19 protein-coding genes are annotated in these 21,736 nt (G+C 66.4%); 6 read left to right on the top strand and 13 right to left on the bottom strand.

Annotated elements, in window-relative coordinates:
- Position 1 precedes the first annotated feature (1 nt).
- The 5 genes from ACQCSX_RS00890 to ACQCSX_RS00870 are packed head-to-tail and all read right to left on the bottom strand — an operon-like array spanning position 2 to position 5,081.
- Positions 2–979, bottom strand: a complete 978-nt coding sequence (locus tag ACQCSX_RS00890) for an aldo/keto reductase (RefSeq protein ID WP_427017256.1) — start codon at positions 977–979, stop codon at positions 2–4.
- Entirely contained in the window at positions 976–1,818 is an 843-nt protein-coding gene (locus tag ACQCSX_RS00885) for an ABC transporter permease (protein WP_427017255.1), read from the bottom strand. Before ACQCSX_RS00885 ends, ACQCSX_RS00890 begins: the two co-directional genes overlap by 4 nt.
- A 9-nt stretch (positions 1,819–1,827) precedes the next feature.
- Positions 1,828–2,769, bottom strand: a complete 942-nt coding sequence (locus ACQCSX_RS00880; RefSeq protein WP_427017254.1) for an ABC transporter permease — start codon at positions 2,767–2,769, stop codon at positions 1,828–1,830.
- On the bottom strand, positions 2,770–3,951 hold the full coding sequence (locus ACQCSX_RS00875) for an ABC transporter substrate-binding protein (protein WP_427017253.1): 1,182 nt from the start codon (positions 3,949–3,951) through the stop codon (positions 2,770–2,772).
- A gap of 47 nt (positions 3,952–3,998) precedes the next feature.
- Positions 3,999–5,081: an ABC transporter ATP-binding protein gene (locus tag ACQCSX_RS00870; RefSeq protein ID WP_427017252.1), complete on the bottom strand. Its 1,083-nt coding sequence runs from the start codon at positions 5,079–5,081 to the stop codon at positions 3,999–4,001.
- A 181-nt stretch (positions 5,082–5,262) separates the two neighbouring features.
- Here ACQCSX_RS00870 and ACQCSX_RS00865 point away from each other — a divergent pair, with 181 nt between their 5' ends.
- Positions 5,263–6,006 (top strand): FadR/GntR family transcriptional regulator, encoded by a 744-nt coding sequence (locus ACQCSX_RS00865; RefSeq protein WP_427017251.1) that lies wholly within the window; start codon positions 5,263–5,265, stop codon positions 6,004–6,006.
- A gap of 22 nt (positions 6,007–6,028) precedes the next feature.
- On the top strand, positions 6,029–6,724 hold the full coding sequence (locus ACQCSX_RS00860; protein ID WP_427017250.1) for a cache domain-containing protein: 696 nt from the start codon (positions 6,029–6,031) through the stop codon (positions 6,722–6,724).
- Positions 6,725–6,755: 31 nt separating this feature from the next.
- Here ACQCSX_RS00860 and ACQCSX_RS00855 read toward each other — a convergent pair whose 3' ends face one another.
- Together ACQCSX_RS00855 and cynR are read right to left on the bottom strand one after the other, a co-directional pair.
- Complete coding sequence (locus tag ACQCSX_RS00855; protein WP_427017249.1) at positions 6,756–8,144, bottom strand: pyridoxal phosphate-dependent decarboxylase family protein; 1,389 nt, start codon at positions 8,142–8,144, stop codon at positions 6,756–6,758.
- Positions 8,145–8,270: 126 nt separating this feature from the next.
- Complete coding sequence (gene cynR / locus ACQCSX_RS00850; RefSeq protein ID WP_427018934.1) at positions 8,271–9,143, bottom strand: transcriptional regulator CynR; 873 nt, start codon at positions 9,141–9,143, stop codon at positions 8,271–8,273.
- A 114-nt stretch (positions 9,144–9,257) separates the two neighbouring features.
- On the opposite strand from cynR, the gene ACQCSX_RS00845 reads away from it, so the two are divergent.
- The 3 genes from ACQCSX_RS00845 to ACQCSX_RS00835 all read left to right on the top strand — a co-directional run bounded on the left by ACQCSX_RS00845 (position 9,258) and on the right by ACQCSX_RS00835 (position 11,556).
- A complete protein-coding gene (locus ACQCSX_RS00845; RefSeq protein ID WP_427017248.1) occupies positions 9,258–9,917 on the top strand; it encodes a carbonic anhydrase in 660 nt (219 codons plus the stop codon).
- 34 nt (positions 9,918–9,951) lie between these two features.
- A complete protein-coding gene (gene cynS, locus ACQCSX_RS00840; RefSeq protein WP_427017247.1) occupies positions 9,952–10,422 on the top strand; it encodes a cyanase in 471 nt (156 codons plus the stop codon).
- Between the two features lie 290 nt (positions 10,423–10,712).
- A protein-coding gene (locus ACQCSX_RS00835) for an IS5 family transposase (protein ID WP_427018933.1) occupies positions 10,713–11,556 on the top strand; the annotation gives its coding sequence in 2 pieces (ribosomal slippage) (positions 10,713–11,018 and positions 11,020–11,556; 843 coding nt in all).
- Here ACQCSX_RS00835 and ACQCSX_RS00830 read toward each other — a convergent pair.
- Positions 11,522–12,793 carry an amidohydrolase gene (locus ACQCSX_RS00830; RefSeq protein WP_427017246.1) on the bottom strand — a complete coding sequence of 424 codons (1,272 nt, stop codon included), beginning with the start codon at positions 12,791–12,793 and terminating at the stop codon, positions 11,522–11,524. The genes ACQCSX_RS00835 and ACQCSX_RS00830 overlap by 35 nt on opposite strands.
- A 41-nt stretch (positions 12,794–12,834) precedes the next feature.
- Positions 12,835–14,322 carry an MFS transporter gene (locus ACQCSX_RS00825; protein WP_427017245.1) on the bottom strand — a complete coding sequence of 496 codons (1,488 nt, stop codon included), beginning with the start codon at positions 14,320–14,322 and terminating at the stop codon, positions 12,835–12,837.
- Positions 14,323–14,434: 112 nt separating this feature from the next.
- Between ACQCSX_RS00825 and ACQCSX_RS00820 the strand changes: the two genes are divergently transcribed.
- The gene (locus ACQCSX_RS00820; RefSeq protein ID WP_427017244.1) at positions 14,435–15,445 is read left to right on the top strand and encodes an Lrp/AsnC family transcriptional regulator; all 1,011 of its coding nucleotides are present in this window, start codon (positions 14,435–14,437) and stop codon (positions 15,443–15,445) included.
- Between the two features lie 103 nt (positions 15,446–15,548).
- Here ACQCSX_RS00820 and ACQCSX_RS00815 read toward each other — a convergent pair whose 3' ends face one another.
- The 4 genes from ACQCSX_RS00815 to ACQCSX_RS00800 form a co-directional block, all read right to left on the bottom strand.
- Entirely contained in the window at positions 15,549–16,172 is a 624-nt protein-coding gene (locus ACQCSX_RS00815) for a hypothetical protein (RefSeq protein WP_427017243.1), read from the bottom strand.
- Positions 16,169–16,735, bottom strand: coding sequence for a DUF402 domain-containing protein (locus tag ACQCSX_RS00810; protein ID WP_427017242.1), 567 nt, complete (start codon positions 16,733–16,735; stop codon positions 16,169–16,171). Before ACQCSX_RS00810 ends, ACQCSX_RS00815 begins: the two co-directional genes overlap by 4 nt.
- Entirely contained in the window at positions 16,732–18,705 is a 1,974-nt protein-coding gene (gene dxs / locus ACQCSX_RS00805; RefSeq protein WP_427017241.1) for a 1-deoxy-D-xylulose-5-phosphate synthase, read from the bottom strand. Before dxs ends, ACQCSX_RS00810 begins: the two co-directional genes overlap by 4 nt.
- Positions 18,706–18,851: 146 nt before the next feature.
- On the bottom strand, positions 18,852–21,695 hold the full coding sequence (locus ACQCSX_RS00800) for an aconitate hydratase (protein WP_427017240.1): 2,844 nt from the start codon (positions 21,693–21,695) through the stop codon (positions 18,852–18,854).
- Positions 21,696–21,736: the final 41 nt, after the last annotated feature.

Here is a 21,736-nt window from a genome sequence, read left to right as displayed (position 1 = left end):
TCTAGAAGAGGGCCACCTTGGGGGCCGCCGGGAAGATTGCCTCCAGCTCCGCCAGGTCCGCCCCGCCGGGCACCCAGGAGGCGGCCGAGGCGTTGGCCCGGACCTGCTCCACAGTGGTGGCGCCGGCGATGACGGACCCCACGGACGGCCGGGATGCCAGCCAGGAGAACGCCACCTGCACCTCGGTCAGGCCGCGCTCGGCACAGAAGGCGGAGAACTCGCCCAGCTGGCCGTAGTCGGCCTTCTCCAGCAGGTTCTGCCGCGAGTGCGTGAGCCGGCTGCCCGCCGGGGCGTTGCCGGTGCTGTACTTGCCCGTGAGCAGGCCGTTGGCCAGCGGGAAGTAGGGCAGCACGCCCAGCCCGTAGGCCTCGGCCGCGGGAGTCACCTCCAGCTCGGCGCGGCGGTCCAGCAGGTTGTAGTGGTTCTGGCTGGAGATGAAGGGCGTCCAGCCGCCCAACCGCGCCGCAAACTCGGCCTCGGCAATCTGCCAGCCGGCCCGGTTGGAATGGCCGATGTAGCGGACCTTGCCGGCGGCGACCAGGTCGTCCAGCGCCGCCAGCGTCTCCTCGATGGGGGTCCCGTTGTCGGGGGTGTGGAACTGGTACAGGTCGATCCACTCGGTCTTTAGCCGGCGCAGGGATGCCTCGGCGGCCTTGATGATGTAGCGGCGCGATCCACGGTGGCCCCAATCGGCGCCGTTCGCCCCGGACATGTCCATGCCGAACTTGGTGGCCACGATGGCGTCCTCGCGCCGCCCTGCCAGCGCGGTGCCCAGCATCTCCTCGCTCAGACCCGGCCGCTTGCCGTAGACGTCCGCCACGTCGAAGAGCGTGATTCCGGCGTCGAGGGCCGCATGGATGACAGTGTTGGTGCCCTCCTGCGATTCGGTGGGCGTCCCGGAGCGGCCCAGATTGTTGCAGCCGAGTCCGACGACGGAAACGGTGAGTCCAGAGTTGCCAAGCTGGCGGTATTCAGTCATGGAACCACCCTAGCCGCCTTGGCCTTGGCCGGGCGGGCAGCGCCGACGCCCACCGAATCCGCCGAGAGCTTCTGGGCCAGCCAGATCGGCAGGATCGAGACCAGGATCAGCACCACCGCCACCACATTCACCACTGGTGCCTGGTTGGGCCGGAACAGGTTTTGCAGGATCCAGATGGGCAGCGTGGTGTCGCCGGCGCCGATGGTGAAGGTGGTGACGATGATTTCGTCAAAGCTCAGAGCGAAGGCCAGCAGCCCGCCGGCCAGCAGGGCCGAGCGCAGCTGCGGAAACGTAACCAGCCGGAACGTGGTGAAGACCCCGGCCCCGAGGTCCGCGGAGGCCTCCTCCAGTCGGCCGTCCATGCGGCGCAGCCGGGCGATGACGTTGTTGAACACCGTCACCATGCAGAAGGTGGCATGCGCGATGACCACTGTCCACATGCTCAGCGAGACACCCAGGATGGTGGTGAACATATTGTTCAGCGCGATGCCCGTGACGATGCCGGGCAGCGCAATGGGCAGGATCACCAGCAGGTTCACGGCGTCGCGGCCAAAAAACCTGTAGCGCTGCAGCGCCAGGGCCAACAGGGTGCCCAGCACCAGCGATATCAGGGTGGCGACCACCGCCACCCACAGGGAGGTCAGCAGGGCCTCGCGCCCACCCGCGGAGTCGAAGGCCCGGCCCCACCATTGGAGGGTGAACCCCTTGGGCGGCCAGCCGAAGGTGCGGTCCGAGTTGAAGGAGTTCACCACCACCAGGAGCAGCGGCGCATAGATGAAGAGCAGGACCAGGGCGGTGATTGCGCCCAGGATGGCTTTGGCACTGCGGGACAGTCTCACTTCCGGCTCCTACAGGTTGTTCAGGGCGCCGGTGCGGCGGACCACAAAGAGGTAGACCATGATGATCACGATCGGGATCAGGGATACAGCGGAGGCGAACGGCAGGTTGTTGGCCGCGCCCACATTGGCATAGACCACCGTGCCGAGCATCTGCGTGGTGCCGCCCACGATCTGTGCCGTGATGTAGTCACCCAGCGACAGGGAGAAAGTGAAGATGGTTCCGGCGATGATGGCCGGCACCAGGATGGGCAGCATCACCAGGCGCATGGTGGTCCATGGTTTGGCGCCCAGATCGCTGGAGGCTTCCAGCAGCGAGTCCGGCACACGGTCAAAACCGGCGTGGATGGGCAGGATCATGTACGGCAGCCAGATGTAGGACAGCGTGAGGATGACGGCCGTCTCCGAGTAGCCAGGGCTGGTCACCCCCACGGGCGTGCCGAGCCATTCAAGCAGGCCGCCCTCGGCCAGGACGTTGCGCCAGGCATAGGCCTTGACCAGATAGCTGGCCCACAGCGGCATCAGGACGGCCACCACCAACAGTTTCTGCCACCGGGCCGTGGCCACCTTGGCAATGAAGAAGGAGATCGGCAGGGCCACCACGACGTCGATGGCCGTGACGGCGAGCGCGATGCCGATGGTCCGCAGCGTGATGATCTGGTACACCGGATCGGTGGCGACGGCAATGATGTTCTCCAGCGTCCAGGTGGTGGACACCTTTCCGGTGAAGGTGTCCACCGTCCACAGGGCGGTGATCAACAGTGCCGCCAGTGCCGCGATGTAGACCAGCACCAGCCAGCCGGCGGGGGCCGTGAGCAGTCCCGCCAGCCGCAGGCGCGGTGAGCGGTGGAGCAGGGCGGAGAACGTGTTCTTCCGGGCCCGGGGCACGCCGGTGCTGCCCGGCGTGCCGTGCGGGTCCGGCGTTGCGCCGGGCTGCTGTGTCTTCAGTGCCATTTAGCCCTTGATCTCCGTCCAGGCCTTGGTCCACGCGGAGTAGTCGGTGCACTTGGCGTCCTTGCGTCCGTCAAGGCAGGTGGCCACCGGTGTGGTCCAGTACCAGATCTTTTCCGCGTAGGCGACGTCGCCGGAGTGGTAGGTCTGGCAGTGTTCCTTGTCCACTGTCAGTGCGCAGGCCTTGGCGTTGGCGGGAGACTCACCGAAGTACTCCGCCACCTGGGCATTGGCCTCCGGGCTGGCGATGTAGTCCAGCCACTGGTAGGAGCAGTTCGGGTTCTTGGTCTTGGCCCCGATCATCCAGGTGTCGGACCAGCCGGTGGCCCCTTCGGAGGGCAGCAGGGTCTCCACCGCGGCACCGTCGGTCTTGGCGATGTTGGCGCCCACCTGCCAGGTGGTGCCGATGACGGAGCTGCCGGAGGCGAAGGACTGCACTTCCTTGACCACGTCGGACCAGTACTCCCCCACATGCTGGCGCTGGGCCTTGAGCAGGGTCACGGCCGCCGCGAGCTGGGTGGCATCGAGGGCGTAGGGATTCTTGATGCCCAGGCCGGGCTGGTGCGCCATCAGGTACAGCGCTGCATCGGCAATGTAGATGGGTGAATCGTAGGCGGTGACCTTGCCGTCATAGCTGGCGGCATCGGTGAACACCGAACCCCACGACGTCGGTGCCGGGCTGACCTTGTCCGTGCGGTACATCAGCAGGTTGGCACCCCACCCGTGCGGCATGCCGTAATTCTTCCCGTCCACGGTGTTCCAGGCCTTGTCCTTCAGGAAGGGGTACACATCGGCGTAGTTCTTCACCAGGCTCATGTTCACCGGCTGCACGTCGCCGCCGGCCACCAGGCGCAGGGAGGCGTCGCCTGAGGCGGACACGACGTCGTACTGGCCGGTGCGCATCAGCGTCACCGCCTCGTCCGAGGTGCCGAACGGCTTGAAGTCAACCTGGCAGCCCGTGGCCGTTTCGAAGGGGTGCACCCAATCCACGGCGGGGTCGTTGCTGCCGTCCTCCACGTAGCCGGGCCAGCCGAGGATGGAGACATGGCCCTCGCCGGGGCCGATGCTGGTCTTGGCCGAGGCCTCGGCGCCGCCACCTCCCCCGCTGGTACCGCAGGCGGAAAGGGCCAGGGCTGCCACCGCAAGGGCGCCTATGACTCGGTAGGACTTGTTCTTGGTTGCCACGGTTCTTTCCTTTCGCAGCGCGGGATGGTGCAGGGAAGCCTGGGATTTCATGCTGCCGGGACAGTGGGTGCGTCCGGGAGCCAGACGGCGTCGCGTTCGGCCCAGCTGACGGCCACCTCGCGGCCCACCAGCGCCTCGTCCGGGAGCATCTCGGCGCCTGCCAGCACGACGACGGCGGGACCGCCGTCGAGCGCCACGTGCACCTGGGTGGCATGGCCGACATACACCAGGGAGGTGATCCGCCCACCGACGGAGGTGACGCCGTCCGCACGGCCCCCCTCCCCTCCCCAGAGAAGGGTGAGCCGTTCGGGCCGGATGGCGAATTGGCCCGCCCGCCCGTACAGCCGGTGCACGGCCGCGGCATCGAAGATGTTGGACGTGCCCACGAAGTTCGCCACAAAGGCGCCGGTGGGACGCTGGTAGATCTCATGCGCCGTGCCGATCTGGGCGAGCCTGCCGTTGTTGAACACGCCAATCCGGTCGCTCATGGTCAGCGCCTCCTCCTGGTCGTGCGTGACGAAGATGAAGGTGATGCCCAACGAACGCTGGAGCTCCTTGAGCTCGATCTGCATCTGCTGGCGCAGCTTGAGGTCCAGGGCGCCCAGCGGCTCGTCCAGGAGCAGGACCTTCGGCTCCACCACCAGGGCGCGGGCCAGGGCGACGCGCTGGCGCTGGCCGCCGGAGAGTTGGGAGGGGCGGCGGCCGACAAACTTCCCCAGCTGCACCCGGGCCAGCGCCTCGGCGGCGCGCTGGCGGCGTTCACGTTTGTGGACGCCGCGCACCCGCAGGCCATAGGCCACGTTGTCCACCAGGGACATGTGCGGGAAGAGTGCATAGTCCTGGAACACCGTGTTGACGTCCCGCTCAAAGGGGGCCTTGCCGCTGACGTCGGCGCCCTCCAGCTCGATGGTGCCCGAGGTGGGCAGCTCGAAGCCGGCAATCAGGCGCAGCACGGTGGTCTTGCCTGAACCGGAGGGGCCAAGCATGGAGAAGAACTCGCCCTGGCGGATGTCCAGATCCACGCCGTGGACGGCGGTGGTCTCGCCAAACGTTTTGGTCAGGTTCCGCAGCCGGATGGCTGGAACCTCCGTGGTGGAGGCCGGTGCGCCGCTCAAGGCAGTCTGGCTCATGGTTGCGCCTTTCGGATTAGGTGCCGGTGCTCCACTCGGATGTGATCCACGCCACACAACGGGTGGTTGAAATAAATACTATTACTTAGGATGTTTTATGTATAGACCCGGATATGGGCCTATGGATACGATGGCTGTGACCGCAGAAAGCACGCCACGACACACCCGGGAGGCAGGCACGATGTCGCTATCGCCCTTGGGTGCCTCGCGGAGCCTGGCGGCCGTTTTCACCCCGATCAAGTCCGGCGGCCTGGTGGATGAGGTGTGCCGGCGGATCGAACTGGCCGTCGAAACCGGGCTGCTCACCTCCGGCCAGCGGCTGCCCAACGAGGTGGAACTTGCCGGTGCCCTGGGCATCTCGGCCGTGACGGCCCGCGAGGCGTTGTCGCAGCTGCGGGGCCAGGGCCTGATCCGGACGGCCCGGGGGCGCAGCGGCGGGAGTTTCATCGCCGACGATGCCCTGCCGTCGCTGGAGAACGCCCGCAGCAAGCTCCGCACGCTCACCCGCCTGCAGATCACCGATCTGGGCCTGCACCACCAGGCCATTGCCGTCGCCTGCGCCGGCATCGCCGCCAAACGGTCCAATGCGGACGACATCGAAACACTGCGCTCCTACATCCGCCCGGAGGCCGACACCGCCCTGGCCTGGCGGCTGGCGTCGTCGGAATTCCTGCTGGAGATCGCCGCCGTGGCCCGCTCCGCCCGGCTGGCCCGGGAGCTCCTGCACCTGCAGGCCGATCTGGGCACGCTGACGTTGCTGCCCTTCAGCGATGGCGACTTTTGCGAACGCACCGCGGACCTCAGCGAGGCCGTCACGGCAGCCATCGCGGGCCATGACGCAGCCACGGCGGAGGCCCGGACCAGGGAATTGATACAGGCAACAACCAACTGGCTGCTGGCGGACCACGCGGCAGGCCAGCCGTAGCGGCACGGACAAAGGAACAACCATGAGCGGCAGCGTTGCCGAGGCGGCCACCCAGGGTGTGGCGGATCTCCACGACCTGGTGGCCGGCATAGAACGCCAGTTGGACGACTGGGCGGCGGCCACCACGGCCTGGATCACCGCCACCGGGAAACTGACCGGAACGGCCATCGACAAGTCCATCCGCCCGGCCGTCCAGGCCATGCTGGCGGCCGAGGGTTCCCTGCTGGCAGGGGCCGGATTTGTCGCTGCCACCGGGGCCCTGGGGCCGGAGCGCAGCTATATCGCCTGGTGGCAGGGCGAGGATCTGGAGCGGGTGGATGCGCTGGCCAACTTCAGCCCGCAGTCCACCAGCCGCTACGTCAAGGCCGAGTGGTTCCGCGTGCCGGTGGAGACCGGGCTCCCCCACGTCACGGGTCCGTACATCGACCTGCTGTGCACCGACGAATACGTGCTGACCTTCACCCACCCCGTCTTTGACGGCGGCACCATCGCCGGGATTGTGGGCCTGGATGTGCTGGCCCAGACGCTGGAGCGGCTGGGAATGCCGCTGCTGCGCCGCATCGGCACCCGCGCCGCGCTGGTCAACGCCGACGGCCGGACCATTGTTGCCACGGCGCCGGACATTGAGGCCGGGGACATCGTGGCCCCGGCCGCCGGTGCCACGGTGCATCCCGTGGGGCGGGCCCTGCGGATCTTCTCCGACACCGTCGCGTTGTAGCCGCGGGGGCTGGGTGCGCTGCCGGGAACCCTCAGCCGGGGACGGCGGCCAGGGCGCGGGCGACGGCGTCGATGGAGGCTGCGATGTCCGCGTCGTCCGTTGACCAATTGCTGACCGAGATCCGCAGGATGTCCCGGCCCTGCCACGACGAGCCCGACATCCACACGGTGCCGTCCTCGATCAGCCTCCGGGTCACCTGGCGGGTCCGCTCGTCGGAGCCAAAGGCCAGGCAGACCTGGGTGAAAACGACGTCGTTGAGCACCTCCACCCCCTCCAGCCGGGCCAGGCCGCCGGCCAGGGCCCGGGCATTGGCCGCCAGTCCCTCGACCAGGGCGATGGTGCCGGCCCGGCCCAGCGACCGCAGGGCCGCCCACACCGGGACACCCCTCGCCCGGCGCGACAGCTCCGGGACGCGCTCGAACGGATCCCCGGGGCCGTCGTCGTCCTGGATGAAGTAGCTGGTGCTGAAGCCGAACTCGGAGCGCAGAACCTCCGGCTGCGCCACCATGGCGATCCCGCAGTCGTAGGGCACATTGAGTGTCTTGTGGGCGTCCGTCGCCCAGGAGTCGGCGGTCTCCAGCCCGTCCAGCCGGCCCCGGAGCAGCGGGCTCGCCGCCGCCCACAGTCCGAAGGCGCCGTCGACGTGCACCCAGGCCCCATGGCGGTGCGCCACGGCGATGGCCTCGCGCATCGGATCAAAGGCGCCGGAGTGCAGGTTTCCGGCCTGCAGGCACACAATGGCCGGCCCGTCGATGCCCTCCAGCGCCTGGGCCAGCGCCCCGGGAAGGATGCGGCCCTGGCTGTCGGCCGCCACGGCCGTGGGCTGGCCAAGGCCGAGATAGCGCAGGGCAAGGTCCACCGAGGCGTGCCGCTCCTGGCCGACCAGCACCGTGATCCGCGGGGCGCCGCCGAGACCCGCCGTGCGGACATCGTGGCCGAGCCGCTCCAGAACCGCCCGCCGGCCGCAGGCCAGGCCCACGAAATTGGCCATCGTGGCATCCGTCGTAAAGCCGACGCCGGAGGCAGCCGGCAGGCCCAACAGGTCCAGCACCCACGCCCCGGCTGCCTCCTCGGCGGCGGCCGCGGCTGGAGTTGCGAAGCGCAGGACCGCATTCTGGTCCCAGGCACTGACCAGCCAGTCCGCCGCCAGCGCGGCCGGCAACGTGCCGCCGATCACCCAGCCAAAGAAGCGGCCGGACGGCATGGCCATCAGGCCAGGGGCTGACAAGGCAACGAGTTCATCGACCACCGCAGCCGGGTCCGTGGGCCCCTCCTGGAGGGCGCCGCCAAACTGCGGGACCAGCTCGTCGGCACTGGCCGTGGGCCCGATCCGGCGACCGGCCAGCGACGCCAGCCACGCCAGCGAGTGCTCGTGTGCCCTCTCAAGGGCCTTCCGGTATGCTTCCAGCTCCGCCGACATGTGTTCAGGCTAGACCCGGCACCGTGTCTCGACAACCTCGACCAGCGGGCCCTTGAATCCGGTGGTCAACCGAGCGAGAAACGAACGCGCGGAGACCCAGGCCCTGAGGGCGGCCCGGTCAGGCGGTTAGCTCCACGTCGATGACAGCTCGGTGAACGCCTGGCTGGCTGCGCTCACGTAGGCGCCTTTCCTTCTGAGCAGGGCTGCGGTGCGGTGTGGAATGGCCGGCGACAGGTCGACCGGGTGGAGCCTCGGCTGTTCGCGGGCAATGGCTTCGGGCAGCACGGTGGCGAGCTGGCTGCGGCGGATGATTTCCACGATCGCACTGATGGAGTCGGCTTCAATCGCGATGCGGGGGGCAATGCCGTGGTCCCGGAAGTGCAGGTCAATGTGGCGCCGGGTCGCAAAGTCGCCACTAAGCAGCACAAGGCCCTCTTGTTCCAACTCCCGCAGGGCCATGGGTGCCTGCGAGCCGGCGCGGGGGTGGTTATTGCCGACGACCAGGCCAAGGGTTTCGGCGAACAGTGCCTGGGTCTCGATCTCGGGCGACCGCGCCTCGGCGAATGCGATGCCTAGATCGAGGGTGCCCTCGGCCAGTGCCGCCTCGATGCGGTCCTGGGTCATCTCCCGCACGCTCAAGGTGATGCCGGGATAGCGGGTGCTGAAGCGCTCGACCAGCGGACCGATCAGGTAGGCGGTGAACGTAGGCGTCATCGCCAACCGGAGCGATCCCCGGATCAGATCCTGCACGTCGTGGATGGCCCGGGTTCCGGCGTCAAGCTCACGCAGGGCGCGACGGGCATAGCGCAGGTAGGTCTCACCGGCATCCGTCAGCCGCACGGTCCGCCCGGACCTGTCCAGGAGCTGGACGTGCAGCGAGTTCTCCAGTTGCTTGATCTGTTGCGACAGCGTCGGTTGGGAGACATGCAGCGCCTCGGCCGCGCGGGTGAAGTTTTGGTGTTCCGCGACCGCGTCCAGGTAACGGATGTGGCGTAGCATCACGACGCTCCAACTATAGGAATTACTTATTGATTCCATTGTAAACAAGTCTTGGACACTATAGTTCGATTCCGCCATCCTTGAGTTATCCCCCAAACATCAAGGAGACGGCCCATGCAAGACATCATCGAAGGCTTTCTGAAATTCCAACGGGAAGCCTTTCCGGAGCGCTCTGGACTCTTCAAGGAGCTGGCCACCGCCCAGAACCCCGGGGCCCTGTTCATTGCCTGCTCGGACAGCCGGGTCGTTCCGGAGTTGCTGACCCAGCGGGAACCGGGTGACCTGTTCGTCATCCGCAACGCCGGCAACATCGTGCCCGCCTATGGCCCGGAGCCCGGCGGTGTCTCCGCGACAGTCGAGTACGCGGTCGCCGTCCTGGGCGTCACGGACATCATCATCTGTGGCCATTCCGACTGCGGAGCGATGACCGCCGTCTCGACCGATACGAACCTGGACCACCTGCCGGCCGTGGCCAGCTGGCTTGCCCATGCCGACGCGGCGAAGGCCGTCAACGCCGCCCGCACCCACGGATCGGCCCAGGCGCGGCTGGAGGCCATGGTCCACGGGAACGTCATCGCCCAGCTGACCAACATCCGGACCCATCCCGCCATCGCCTTGGCCCTGGACCAGAACCGGCTGAGCCTCCACGGCTGGGTCTACGACATCGGAACCGGTTCCATCGACACCCTGGACGGCGTCACGGGCCGCTTTGTCCCACTCGCGGACAACCCGCAGACCTGTGCCACGCCGGCCACCTCCGGCCTGGCCGCGTAACTACCTGATATCACCGAAAGAAGAGGAAAACACCATGATTCATTCCCAGAACAGCCAGGCTCCGCGCGAGGAACTGACCGCCGCCATCATCGATGCCAAGATGCGCAAGGACCTCTCTTGGCAGGAACTGACCGATGGAACCGGCCTGAGCCTTGCCTTCGTCACCGCCGCCCTGCTCGGCCAGCATCCGTTGCCTGAAACCGCTGCGGAAATCGTCGCCGAGCGGCTGGGTCTGGGCGAGGACGCCGCAATGCTGCTGGCGACCATTCCGCTGCGCGGCAGCATCCCCGGCGGCATCCCGACCGACCCTACTGTTTACCGGTTCTACGAAATGCTGCAGGTCTACGGCTCCACCCTGAAGGCCTTGGTCCACGAGCAGTTCGGTGACGGCATCATCAGTGCCATCAACTTCAAGCTGGACATCAAGAAGGTTGAAGACCCCGACGGCGGTTCACGTGCCGTGATCACCCTCGACGGAAAATACCTGCCCACCAAACCGTTCTGATCCCCACCGTGGCTGTGTCCTCGACGTGAGGACACAGCCACGGATGATCTCCAATTCACGAAATTCGTGCCAGAACCAAACGAAGTTAACAGTCACTTGGCGAGCGCCTTCGACCCTCTTATGGTTCGTGTCACGGAAAGAGCTGCTGCAGCTGCCGGTTCACTGTCATTCAGCAGGCCGCGCCTAGGGTGTGTCTCCTAATCAGTGGTTTTGCGGTTTGGCATGATTGATGGGTGCCTTCTCGCTATTCCGTGTTGTCCGATGCCCAGTGGGAGTCCATTGCCCCGTTGATGCCCGATTCGTCGGGGAAACCGGGCCGACCCTTCAACGACCACCGGCTGATGACCGAGGGCATCATCTACCGCTACCGGGCAGGGATCCCATGGCGTGATCTCCCTGCCTATTTCGGGTCGTGGAAGACCGTGTGGAAGCACCACCGCCGCAACGCCGCCAACGGGACCTGGGACAAGGTCCTGGCGGCGTTGCTGACCCGCGCGGACACGGCCGGGCTGATCAACTGGGAGGTCTCGATCGACTCCACGGTCAACCGTGCCCACCAGCACGGCACGAACCTGCCCCGCCACACAGGGGGACCTGTCGAATTACAGGAATCTGCTCGACGAGCCTGAGGACCATGCCATCGGCCGGTCCCGCGGCGGGCTGACCACCAAGATCCACGCCCTGGTGGATGGCAACATGCGTCCCCTGGTCCTGCTGCTGGGGCCGGGCCAGGGCGGGGACTCGCCGATGTTTGAGAACCTCATGGAGGCCCTGAAGGTAGAAAGGCCCGGTCCCGGCCGGGCCCGCACCCGCCCGGACCGGGCCATGGCCGACAAGGCCTATTCCTCCAAAGCAATCCGGGCGTACCTGCGCGGGCGGGGCATCGAGTGCGTTATCCCGGAAAAGGACGACCAGAAGGCCAACCGGAAACGCAAGGGCTCCGCCGGGGGACGCCCCGTCAGATACGACAGGGACGCCTACAAACGGCGCAATGTGGTCGAGCGCAGCTTCAACACCCTCAAGCAATGGCGGTCCCTGGCCACCCGCTACGACAAACTGGCCCTCACCTACCGCTCAGCGGCCGTCCTGCACGCCGTCGTCATCTGGAGCGCCGCATTGGGAGACACGCCCTAGCTGCTTCGCTCAGAACAGCTGCATCCTCGCCTTTGCGCGAAGCCAGGGCAGATCGTTCAATCCTCAGTCGCCGCAAGCTGGCGAGCAGTTCGCCGTCGGCCGCAACATTGGCCACGGTAAGGGCCAGTGCCAAGGCGCCGTCGATGACGGCCTTGTCCCCGGCCGGTGAAACAGCAGCCTCGGCGAACTCGACGGTGTGCGGAACGGCTTCGCTGCCCTTGAACACCACACAGGGGTGTATCGAGGGCAGGTACTGGGAGATGTTGCCCATGTCCGTGGACCCGCCCCCGCCGGATCCGGCGGGGGCCTCGATCTGGTAGCCGAGATCGGCGATGTTGCCGTCCCAGTAGCGCGCAATGTCCGGGTGATGGAGCATGGGCGCGTACGGCTTTTCCGATTGGCGAATGTCCACCTGGCAGCCGCTGGCCAGGGCGGCCCCTTCTAGGCAGGCCCGCACACGGGCGCTCGTTTCAATCCAGTCGTTTTCCTCGGACGCACGGACTTCAACCTGGAGGTCCGTCCGGCCGGGAATGATGTTGCTGGCAGCGCCGCCATTTTCAATGAACGATGCAATCACAATGCCCGGCTTGAGCTGCTGGCGCAGCAGCCCCAAGGCCACTTGGGCCAAGGTCGCGGCATCTGCTGCGTTGATTCCCTCGTGTGGTGCCGCGGCAGCGTGGGCGGTGCGGCCGGTGAAGGTCACATTCAGGTGCTCGAGGGACTGTGCGGTGAATGCCTCACACGGCAGTTGCGGGCCGGTGAACCCGTGCACCATGAGGGAGAAATCGGCGTCGTCCCACGCGCCACGTTCGAGCATGAGGATCTTTCCGCCGCCCTTCTCCTCCGCCGGCGCGCCGAGCAGCTTCACCCGCAGGTTCAGCGCGTCCGCAACGCCCTTGAGCGCAAGAGCGGCACCAACGGCTGCTCCCGCGATCACGTTGTGCCCACAGCCGTGGCCAATGCCCGGAAGGGCGTCATACTCGGCAACCAGCGCCACCGTGCAGTCACCGTTTCCGAAGGCCGCTTCGATCGCAGTGGGCAGCCCGTAGGCTCCCCGTTCAACGTCGAATCCTGCCTGCTCGAGCACGTCGGCCACCATGGCCGACGCCTGAAACTCCTCGAAGGCAAGCTCCGGGTTGGTGCCGATCCGATGGCTCAGCTGCAGCAGCTGATTCCGATGCCCTTCGATTGCTTCCGTGATGGCTTCCCGGACGATCGGGGACGTTTCTGAGGTCATGATGGCTGTTCCTATCTTTGTTTGCTTTGTTGAGGTGGCCGTTATGGGTGAACACTGGCAGGGGCGCGGCCGGAGTCCGTCGAAGCCGCCCCGCCCCGGCTGGTGGTGCGCCCGCGCGACAGAAAGACAGAGGCAATGGCGGCAGCCACGTTCAGTGCGGCAAAGACCGTCCAGATCATCTGGAACGCTCCAAGCGAGGGTGCAACGACACCTGACCCGGAACCACCGACGGAGACAACCAGGACGGTCGTCACCGAGGCCACGAACGCCCCGGCCAGGGAACCGCCAATGGTGCGGGCCGTGTTGTAGACGCCGGAGGCCGAGGCGGGGGCAGACGCGGGGGCCCGGTCGATCACGAGAGCCGGCAGGGTACTGAGGACGATTCCGTTGCCGAATCCTGCGATCGCCAGCCAGACGATCAAGACCACGCCTGATGACGGTACGAAGGCCAGGCATAGAAGTGCCGCGGCCGCCGTCAGGCATGCGAACACCAGTGTCCGGGCTTGGCCGCCCATCAGCCGGCTCAGGAATGCGGCAGAGAACGAGCCCAGGGTGCTGCTGACAGCCCCTATGGCAAGGACGAGCCCCACGGCTGAGACCGACATGCCGGCACCGTAGCCAAGCTTGTCCGGATTGGCACTCAGGAAGAGCACAGACGGTGCCTGGTTGCCGAACATGGTCACCGCGATGAGGAAGCCGATGCCGATGGGATTGCCCAGCCGGGCGGCACGGATGACTTTGAGATCCACGAGCGGGGATTTGGCCCGCTTCTCCACTTGAAAGAAGAGCACCAATGCGGCGAGGCCGACAGCAAGGGGAGGAAGGGCCTGCGGGGAGCCCCACCCCAGATGCGGTGCCTCGGACAGCCCGTACATGATTCCCACCAGGCCGGCGCCGAGGAGCACAGCCCCCTTCCAGTCAATGCGGCGGAAGGCATCGGGGCCGGTCTCCGGGACCAACATCCAGATGAAAGGTACAAGCACAGCGATTCCGACCGCCGGAATCAACTGGACCACGGCGAGGTTTCCCATGGCATCCAGCGCCACTCCGGACAACAGCATGCCCGCTGCCAGCCCAATGGTGAGGGCACCCACAATCAGCCCGACGTCGCGGTTGGCCGACCGAAGGCGGTGGGCTTTGAGCAGGGCCATGTCGAGCGGGAGGAAAGCGGCCACCGGACCCTGGATGGCCGCGCCGAGCAGGACCAGTGGGAACGTGGGGGCGAAAGCGATCAGCAGCGAACCGACGGCTACCAACGCTACAGAAACGACCAGCAGCCGCTGGTGCCCGAAGCGGTCGCCCAGCATGGCAATCAACGGCACCGACACGGCGGACGAGAGCAGTCCCACGGCAAGGACCCAGCTGGTAGACCCGGCGGGCACACCATAAACACGCCCAATCTCTCCCAGCAATGGCACTATCCATCCCTGGACAAGTCCAGAGAAGAGCTCAAGGGCAATTAGAACCGGGACGAACCATCGAAGCTTGGCGCCCGCCACCTTCTGGGCCCCTCGGTGTGCTGTGTCCATGTTGTCTTCCTTCCTAGTGAGCTCACCGGTGTGGCAGCTCTGTGGAATACTGTGACACTGGCAACAGAAGTACATGCTGATGTGCAGGATTCTGGCGGTATTGGAAAGTCATATGAACAAAGATCAACTGGACGAACTGGATTTGCAGATTATTAATGCGCTGCAGATCGAACCGAGAGTGCCGTGGACGTCGCTCGCCAGGATCATTGGCACTGACGCCGTCACACTTGCACGACGCTGGGAACGGATCTCCACTAAAGGGTTGGCCTGGATCAGCGCCGTGCACGAAGCCGACGCACCACACAGCGTGGCCATCGTCGAAATACAGTGCGAATCAGGGCAAGCCCTCACCACCGCCGCACAAGCCAGCCGAGACCCAGCGATCTACTCGATCGACCTCACAAGCGGTTTCCGCGACATCGTCATGACACTGTTCGCAAGGAACGACGACGAACTAGCCGAGTACATCCTCGTCAAACTGGGCCAGCTTCCCGCCGTACGCCTGGTCAGAACGAATATCGTCAATGTGAGGGTAAAGACCGGGGCACAGTGGACCCTGCGGGCGCTGACGGACGGGCAGGCGGAACGGATACCGCGGTTCAGGCCCCCACGCCCCGGAGCCGCGAAAGTCGTCCCGCAACAGACCATGTCAGGTGTGGCCAGAGCCTTGGAAGGGAACGCACGCGCGACCAACGTGGAATTGGCGGAAACGCTCGGCATGAGTCCACAGCGCGTCGGGGACGCGATCGCCACGATGAGGCACCAGGGATACCTGGACCTCCGGGTGGACATCGCACAGCCATATTCGACCTGGCCGACGGTGTTGTGGTACTTCATCCGGGCGCCAAGTTCGTCCATCAGCGCGGCCCAAGAATCGCTTGCCGGCATGCCGGAGGTGCAATTCGCCTGTGTGAGCACTGGCCAATGGAATCTGATCGTGGCACTCAGCGCCCGAAACGTCGCCGACGCCCCCCGGTTGGAAGCCAAACTCGAAGAGCGGCTGCCCAATGCCACGATCATGGATCGCTCCATGGTCATCCGCGTCTTCAAGCATCTGGGGCACCTGATGGACAGATCCGGTCGTGCCACCGGGGACTTCATTAGCCTTTTTGAAGATCGCTGAGGCAGGGCCGATCAGAGCCGAGGCATCGAACCAGCCTGCTCAACCCTTGTCATCGGCATCAGCTGGGACCGCCAAAACCACCGGGGACGCGGCACCGGGCCTGCTACAGGGTGAAGGCGGCGCCGGGCTTGGGGGCGTGCTTGCCCTTGATGGCGGCGAGGTCGTTGTAGGGCGCTACACCGACGCTGAGCTTGGTGAAGTCCTGCTTGGCCTCGCGGATGGCGATCTTGATGCCGGCGACGGCCTTGGCGGCGTCCGGAGAGAGGCAGTAGATGTTCAGCTTGCCGGTTCCATGCTCCCCCGCGACGAATTCGCTGCGGTCCACGATGCCGATGCCGCGCCAGGCGAAGTACGAGGTGATGGCCTCCGTGGCCTTGCGCTCAAGGAACTTGTCGCGCTCGGAGCCGGCGGCGGTCTTGAGGGCAAACTGCGCCACCACCCAAGACTGGTCCGCCAGCGGGACCTCGGCAAAGCCGTCCTCGGCACACTGGATCCCGAAGGCGGCCAGCAGTGCCTCGGCCTCCTCGACGGTGTCCACGGAGGTTTCCTTGGTGGTGCTCTGGTAGCCCACCGGCCCGTGGTTGATGACGAACCAGACGCCGTCGTCGGCCGCGCCAGCGGAGGACCCGTCGGCGGCCGCCTCCTCGGCATCCGGGGAGTCCACCCAGGCCTCGCGGAAGCTCAGCGCCCCGTCGTCGTCCTTCTTGTACAACCTGATGATGCTCATGCGTTTGTCCTCCCCTTGGCGAACCAAGCGATGTCTGTACCGTCAAATGGTGCCGCGGCGCTCTTCACCGCGGTGAAGATCCGCCGGCATTCTGCTTCGATGTCCGCCACCAGCGCGCTGGGGTAGTCCATCCGGACCTGGTGGTCGGCAAACTCGTCCTCGTCGTCGATGAAGGTGCCGCGGTCCCGGGTGGAAATGACGTCCAGGTCCATGTCGATCATGTGGAACTCGAAGATGCCGGGTCGGATCTGGTTCCACGCGAGGTCGTGGGCCAGGTCGATGTACATCCGGCAGCCTGTGGGGTGCGCGTCATCATAGAACGTCACCACGTACTCCCCGGAATGCGGGATCAGCAGCACGGCGTCGGACTCGGTGTAGAGCGCCGCACCGGGGCGGGAGATGAACTCGTTTGTGCCCTGGAAGATCCAGATCCCGTGCTCATCCGTGCCCAGGTAGCGCCCGGGCACCACCCAGTGCGCCTTGCCGTCGTACTTGCGGTTGCGCGAGACCACCAGGTCGCCGGGCCGGATGCCCGCGGGGCGGGGGTGCACGGTGCGGCTCACAGTTTCGGGAGCTGGCCGGTGCGCGGGGACGGCTGGCCCGGCAGCGGACGGGCAAAGGGAACCTTGGTGCCCAGGACCTGCTCGACGACGTCCTGCGCCACCCGCTGGGCGGTCAGGCCGATGCGCTCCAGGATCTGGGAGCGGCTGCCGTGGACCAGGAACTCGACGGGGAGGCCGACCTCGTTCAGGGCGGTGTCCACCCCTGCCGCACGCATCTCCTGCCGGATCCGCGACCCCACGCCACCGGCGCGCACGCCATCCTCGAGCACTATGACAATGCGGTGTCCGGCGGCCAGCCGGACGATGGATGGCGGCACGGGCAGCACCCAGCGCGGGTCCACCACTGTGGAGCTGATGCCCTGGGCGCCCAGGCGGTTGGCCACATCCAGGGCCATTTCGCTCATGGATCCCACGGATACGATCAGGACGTCGTGGCTGCCATCTTCGGAGGGACGGCGGGCCAGCACGTCCACGCCGTCGGCGAGCCGCTCCAGCGCCTTGACCTCCGGGCCCACGGTGCCCTTGGAGAAGCGGACCACGGTGGGGGCGTCGGAGACGGCCACCGCCTCGCGGAGCTCCTCGCGCAGGCGCACGGCATCGCGCGGGGCGGCCAGGTGCAGCCCGGGGATGATCTGCAGCATCGCCATATCCCACATGCCATGGTGGCTGGGGCCGTCCGGGCCGGTGACGCCGGCGCGGTCCAGGACCACCGTGACGCCGGCCTTGTGCAGGGCCACGTCCATCAGCAGCTGGTCGAAGGCGCGGTTGAGGAAGGTCGCATAGATGGCGACGACGGGGTGCAGGCCGCCAAAGGCCATGCCGGCGGCGCTGGTGAGCGCGTGCTGCTCGGCGATGCCCACGTCGAAGACGCGGTCCGGGTGCTTGGCGGCCATCTTGTGCAGGCCCACCGGGATCAGCATGGCCCCGGTGATGCCGACGACGTCGGGGCGCTCGTCGGCGATGTCAGCCATTTCGTCCGCGAAGACGGAGGTCCAGGACTTGCCCGAGGGCGAATCCATCGGCTCGCCGGTCTCCGGGTCGATGACGCCGACGGCGTGGAACTGGTCCGCCTCATGGGCACGTGCGGGCGCGTAGCCGCGGCCCTTCTCCGTGATGGCGTGCACGATGACGGGGCCGGCATAGTTGCGGGCGGTGGCCAGGGCGGCCTCCATGGCCTTCTGGTCATGGCCGTCCACCGGGCCGATGTACTTCAGGCCCAAGTCGTCGAAGAGGCCCTGCGGGGCCCACCAGTCCTTGATGCCCTTCTTGGCCGCATGCAGGCTCTTGTAGATGAACTGGCCGGCCAGGTTGCCGTCCTGGAGCTTCTGCTTGGCCCAGCTCATGGTGTCTTCGTAGCGGCGGTGCGTGCGGACCTGGTCGATCGTGGGGCGCAGCGAGGCCAGGTAGTCGGCCAGCCCGCCCACGGTGGGGGCATAGGAGCGGCCATTGTCGTTGACCACTATCACCACGCGGCGGCGCTTGTCCGCGGCGATGTTGTTCAGCGCCTCCCAGGTCATGCCGCCGGTGAGGGCGCCGTCGCCGATGACGGCCACCACGTACCGGTCGCCGTCGCCGGTGAGCTGGCGGGCCCGGGAGATGCCATCGGCCCAGGACAGCGAGGAGGAGGCGTGCGAACTCTCCACAATGTCGTGCACGGATTCGGCGCGGTCCGGGTAGCCCGAGAGCCCGCCCTGCTGGCGCAGCGTGGAAAAGTCCTGCCGGCCGGTGACCAGCTTGTGCACATAGGACTGGTGGCCGGTGTCGAAGACGACACTGTCGCGGGGGGAATCAAAGATGCGGTGGATGGCCAGCGTCATTTCGACGACGCCGAGGTTGGGGCCGAGGTGGCCGCCGGTCTGGGACACATTGGCCACCAGGAATTCACGGATTTCCGCGGCAAGCTGGACCATCTGCTCATCGGTGAGCTTGCTGAGGTCCCGCGGATGCCCGATCGTTTCCAAAAGTCCCATAGGTCCCCTCCTTGGATTGACCATCAACGAACAACTCTATCGCCTGCCAAGACAGGTCCACGCCAGCAAAGGCCACGGCCCGCCCATCGAAGTTCCGATCGGCGGGCCGCGGCCCATGAAGTGGTGAAGCTAACTATGCAGAGGAACTACGCCGCGGAGATCTGGCGCAGCACGTACTGCAGGATGCCGCCGTTGCGGTAGTAGTCGGCCTCGCCGGGGGTGTCGATGCGCAGCACGGCGTCAAACATCGTTGCCGTGCCATCCTCGGCCGTGGCGGTGACCTTGAGCGTCTTGGGCGTGGTGCCGTTGTTCAGCTCGGTGACGCCCTCGATGGCGAAGACCTCGGTGCCGGTCAGGCCCAGCGACTGTGCGTTCTGCCCTGCCGGGTACTGAAGCGGGAGGACGCCCATGCCGATGAGGTTGGAGCGGTGGATGCGCTCGTAGCTCTCGGCGACGACGGCCTTGACGCCCAGCAGGGCGGTGCCCTTGGCAGCCCAGTCACGGGAGGAACCGGAGCCGTACTCCTTGCCGGCGAGGACCACCAGCGCGGTGCCCGCGGCCTTGTAGTTCTGCGCGGCGTCGTAGACGTAGGCCTGCGGGCCGTCGGCAACGGTGAAGTCGCGGGTGAAGCCACCCTCGACGCCGGCGCCGTCGTTGAACGAAGACAGCAGCTGGTTCTTGATGCGGATGTTCGCGAACGTGCCGCGGATCATGACCTCGTGGTTGCCACGGCGGGAGCCGTAGGAGTTGAAGTCCTTGCGCTCCACGCCGTTGGCCAGCAGGTACTGCCCGGCCGGGGTCTCCGACTTGAAGGAACCGGCGGGGCTGATGTGGTCGGTGGTGACCGAATCGCCCAGCTTGAGCAGCACGCGGGCGCCAGCGATGTCGCTGACCGGGTCCGGAGTTGCCTTCATTCCCTCGAAGTACGGGGGCTTGCGCACGTAGGTGGACTTCGGGTCCCAGGCGAAGGTGTCGCCCTCGGGGGTGTCCAGGGCCTTCCAACGGTCATCGCCATCGAAGATGGTGGCGTAGGAGTTGGTGAACATCTCGCGGTCGATCGAGGCGTCCATGACTTCCTGGACTTCCACCGGGTTCGGCCAGATGTCCTTCAGGAAGATGTCGTTGCCGGCCTCGTCCTGGCCCAGGGCATCGTTTTCGAAGTCGAAGTCCATGGTGCCGGCCAGGGCGTAGGCGATGACCAGCGGCGGGGAGGCCAGGTAGTTCATCTTGACGTCCGGGTTGATGCGGCCCTCAAAGTTGCGGTTGCCCGAGAGGACGGCCGTCACCGAGAGGTCGTTGTCCTGGATCGCCTGGGAAATCTCGGTGTCCAGCGGGCCGGAGTTGCCGATGCAGGTGGCGCAGCCGTAGCCCACGGTGTAGAAGCCCAGTTTCTCCAGGTACGGGATCAGGCCGGACTTCTCGTAGTAGTCGGTGACAACCTTGGACCCGGGGGCCACGGAGGTCTTGACCCACGGCTTGGAGGCCAGGCCCTTGTTGACGGCGTTGCGCGCCAGCACGGCGGCGGCCAGCATCACGGACGGGTTGGACGTGTTGGTGCAGGAGGTGATCGAGGCGATCGAGACCGCACCGTGGTCCAGCTCGAACTCGACACCCGCTTCGTTCTTCACGTGCACCGGCTGCGAAACGCGGCCGTTGGCGTTCGCCGCAGCGGAGGCCAGGTGGCGCTCGGTCTCGTGGGTGTGGTTGTCCGGGTGGGTGAACGACGGCGAATCGGAGGCCGGGAAGCTCTCTTCCAGGGCCTCGTCCACCGTGTTGCCCTCGGCGTCCACGTCGGCTGCAACGTAGTTCTTCAGGTCCGAGCGGAACTGCGCCTTCGCGTTGGTCAGCTCGATGCGGTCCTGCGGGCGCTTCGGGCCCGAGATGGACGGCACCACGGTGGAGAGGTCAAGTTCGAGGTACTCGGAGAACTTGATTTCCACGGACGGGTCGTGCCACAGGCCCTGCTCCTTGGCGTACGCCTCGACCAGGGCAAGCTGGTCCTCGGCACGGCCGGTCAGGCGCAGGTAGTCGATGGTGACGGAGTCGATCGGGAACATGGCGGCCGTGGAGCCGAACTCCGGGCTCATGTTGCCGATGGTGGCGCGGTTGGCCAGCGGCACAGCCGCAACACCCTCGCCGTAGAACTCGACGAACTTGCCCACCACGCCGTGCTTGCGCAGCTGCTCGGTGATGGTCAGCACGACGTCGGTCGCGGTGGCGCCGGCGGGGATGGAGCCGGTCAGCTTGAAGCCGACGACGCGCGGGATCAGCATGGACACGGGCTGGCCCAGCATGGCTGCCTCGGCCTCGATGCCTCCCACGCCCCAACCCAGCACACCCAGGCCGTTGACCATGGTGGTGTGGGAGTCGGTGCCGACCAGGGTGTCCGGGTAGGCACGCAGGACGCCGTCGACCATGCGGGTCATCACGGTGCGGGCCAGGTACTCGATGTTGACCTGGTGGACGATGCCCATGCCCGGGGGCACAACCTTGAAGTCCTCGAATGCGCTCTGGCCCCAGCGCAGGAACTGGTAACGCTCGCCGTTGCGCTGGTATTCGATCTCCATGTTGCGCTCAACGGCGCCGGAGTTGCCGAACACGTCGATCTGCACTGAGTGGTCGATGACCATCTCGGCCGGAGCCAGCGGATTTACGCGCGTGGGATCCCCGCCGAGTTCCTTGACGGCCTCGCGCATGGTTGCCAGGTCCACAACACAGGGCACGCCCGTGAAGTCCTGCATGATCACGCGGGCCGGAGTGAACTGGATCTCCGTGTCGGGCTGTGCATCCGGGTTCCACCCGGCCAGCGCGCGAACGTGGTCCGCGGTGATGTTGGCGCCGTCTTCGGTGCGCAGGAGGTTCTCCAGCAGCACCTTTAGGCTGAACGGAAGGTTCTGAGCACCTTCAACGGAATTCAGCCGGAAAATCTCGTACTCGGCTCCCTCGACGTTCAATACGCCTTTGGAACCAAAACTGTCCACATTTGTCATAATTGGACTCCTCTCGCCACAGCTTTATCTTTGCCACGCGG

The sequence above is a fragment of the Pseudarthrobacter sp. P1 genome, assembly GCF_050156935.1.
Lineage (GTDB): Bacteria > Actinomycetota > Actinomycetes > Actinomycetales > Micrococcaceae > Specibacter.
This window is presented reverse-complemented; position numbering and strand designations above follow the sequence as displayed.

Coding starts and splice junctions, on each gene's coding strand:
- ACQCSX_RS00820 (WP_427017244.1), top strand. CDS start 14,435: ATGAACAAAGATCAACTGGACGAACTGGATTTGCAGATTATTAATGCG.
- cynS (WP_427017247.1), top strand. CDS start 9,952: ATGATTCATTCCCAGAACAGCCAGGCTCCGCGCGAGGAACTGACCGCC.
- dxs (WP_427017241.1), bottom strand. CDS start 18,705: ATGGGACTTTTGGAAACGATCGGGCATCCGCGGGACCTCAGCAAGCTC.
- ACQCSX_RS00860 (WP_427017250.1), top strand. CDS start 6,029: ATGAGCGGCAGCGTTGCCGAGGCGGCCACCCAGGGTGTGGCGGATCTC.
- ACQCSX_RS00890 (WP_427017256.1), bottom strand. CDS start 979: ATGACTGAATACCGCCAGCTTGGCAACTCTGGACTCACCGTTTCCGTC.
- ACQCSX_RS00845 (WP_427017248.1), top strand. CDS start 9,258: ATGCAAGACATCATCGAAGGCTTTCTGAAATTCCAACGGGAAGCCTTT.
- cynR (WP_427018934.1), bottom strand. CDS start 9,143: ATGCTACGCCACATCCGTTACCTGGACGCGGTCGCGGAACACCAAAAC.
- ACQCSX_RS00855 (WP_427017249.1), bottom strand. CDS start 8,144: ATGTCGGCGGAGCTGGAAGCATACCGGAAGGCCCTTGAGAGGGCACAC.
- ACQCSX_RS00880 (WP_427017254.1), bottom strand. CDS start 2,769: ATGGCACTGAAGACACAGCAGCCCGGCGCAACGCCGGACCCGCACGGC.
- ACQCSX_RS00830 (WP_427017246.1), bottom strand. CDS start 12,793: ATGACCTCAGAAACGTCCCCGATCGTCCGGGAAGCCATCACGGAAGCA.
- ACQCSX_RS00815 (WP_427017243.1), bottom strand. CDS start 16,172: ATGAGCATCATCAGGTTGTACAAGAAGGACGACGACGGGGCGCTGAGC.
- ACQCSX_RS00800 (WP_427017240.1), bottom strand. CDS start 21,695: ATGACAAATGTGGACAGTTTTGGTTCCAAAGGCGTATTGAACGTCGAG.
- ACQCSX_RS00865 (WP_427017251.1), top strand. CDS start 5,263: ATGTCGCTATCGCCCTTGGGTGCCTCGCGGAGCCTGGCGGCCGTTTTC.
- ACQCSX_RS00825 (WP_427017245.1), bottom strand. CDS start 14,322: ATGGACACAGCACACCGAGGGGCCCAGAAGGTGGCGGGCGCCAAGCTT.
- ACQCSX_RS00870 (WP_427017252.1), bottom strand. CDS start 5,081: ATGAGCCAGACTGCCTTGAGCGGCGCACCGGCCTCCACCACGGAGGTT.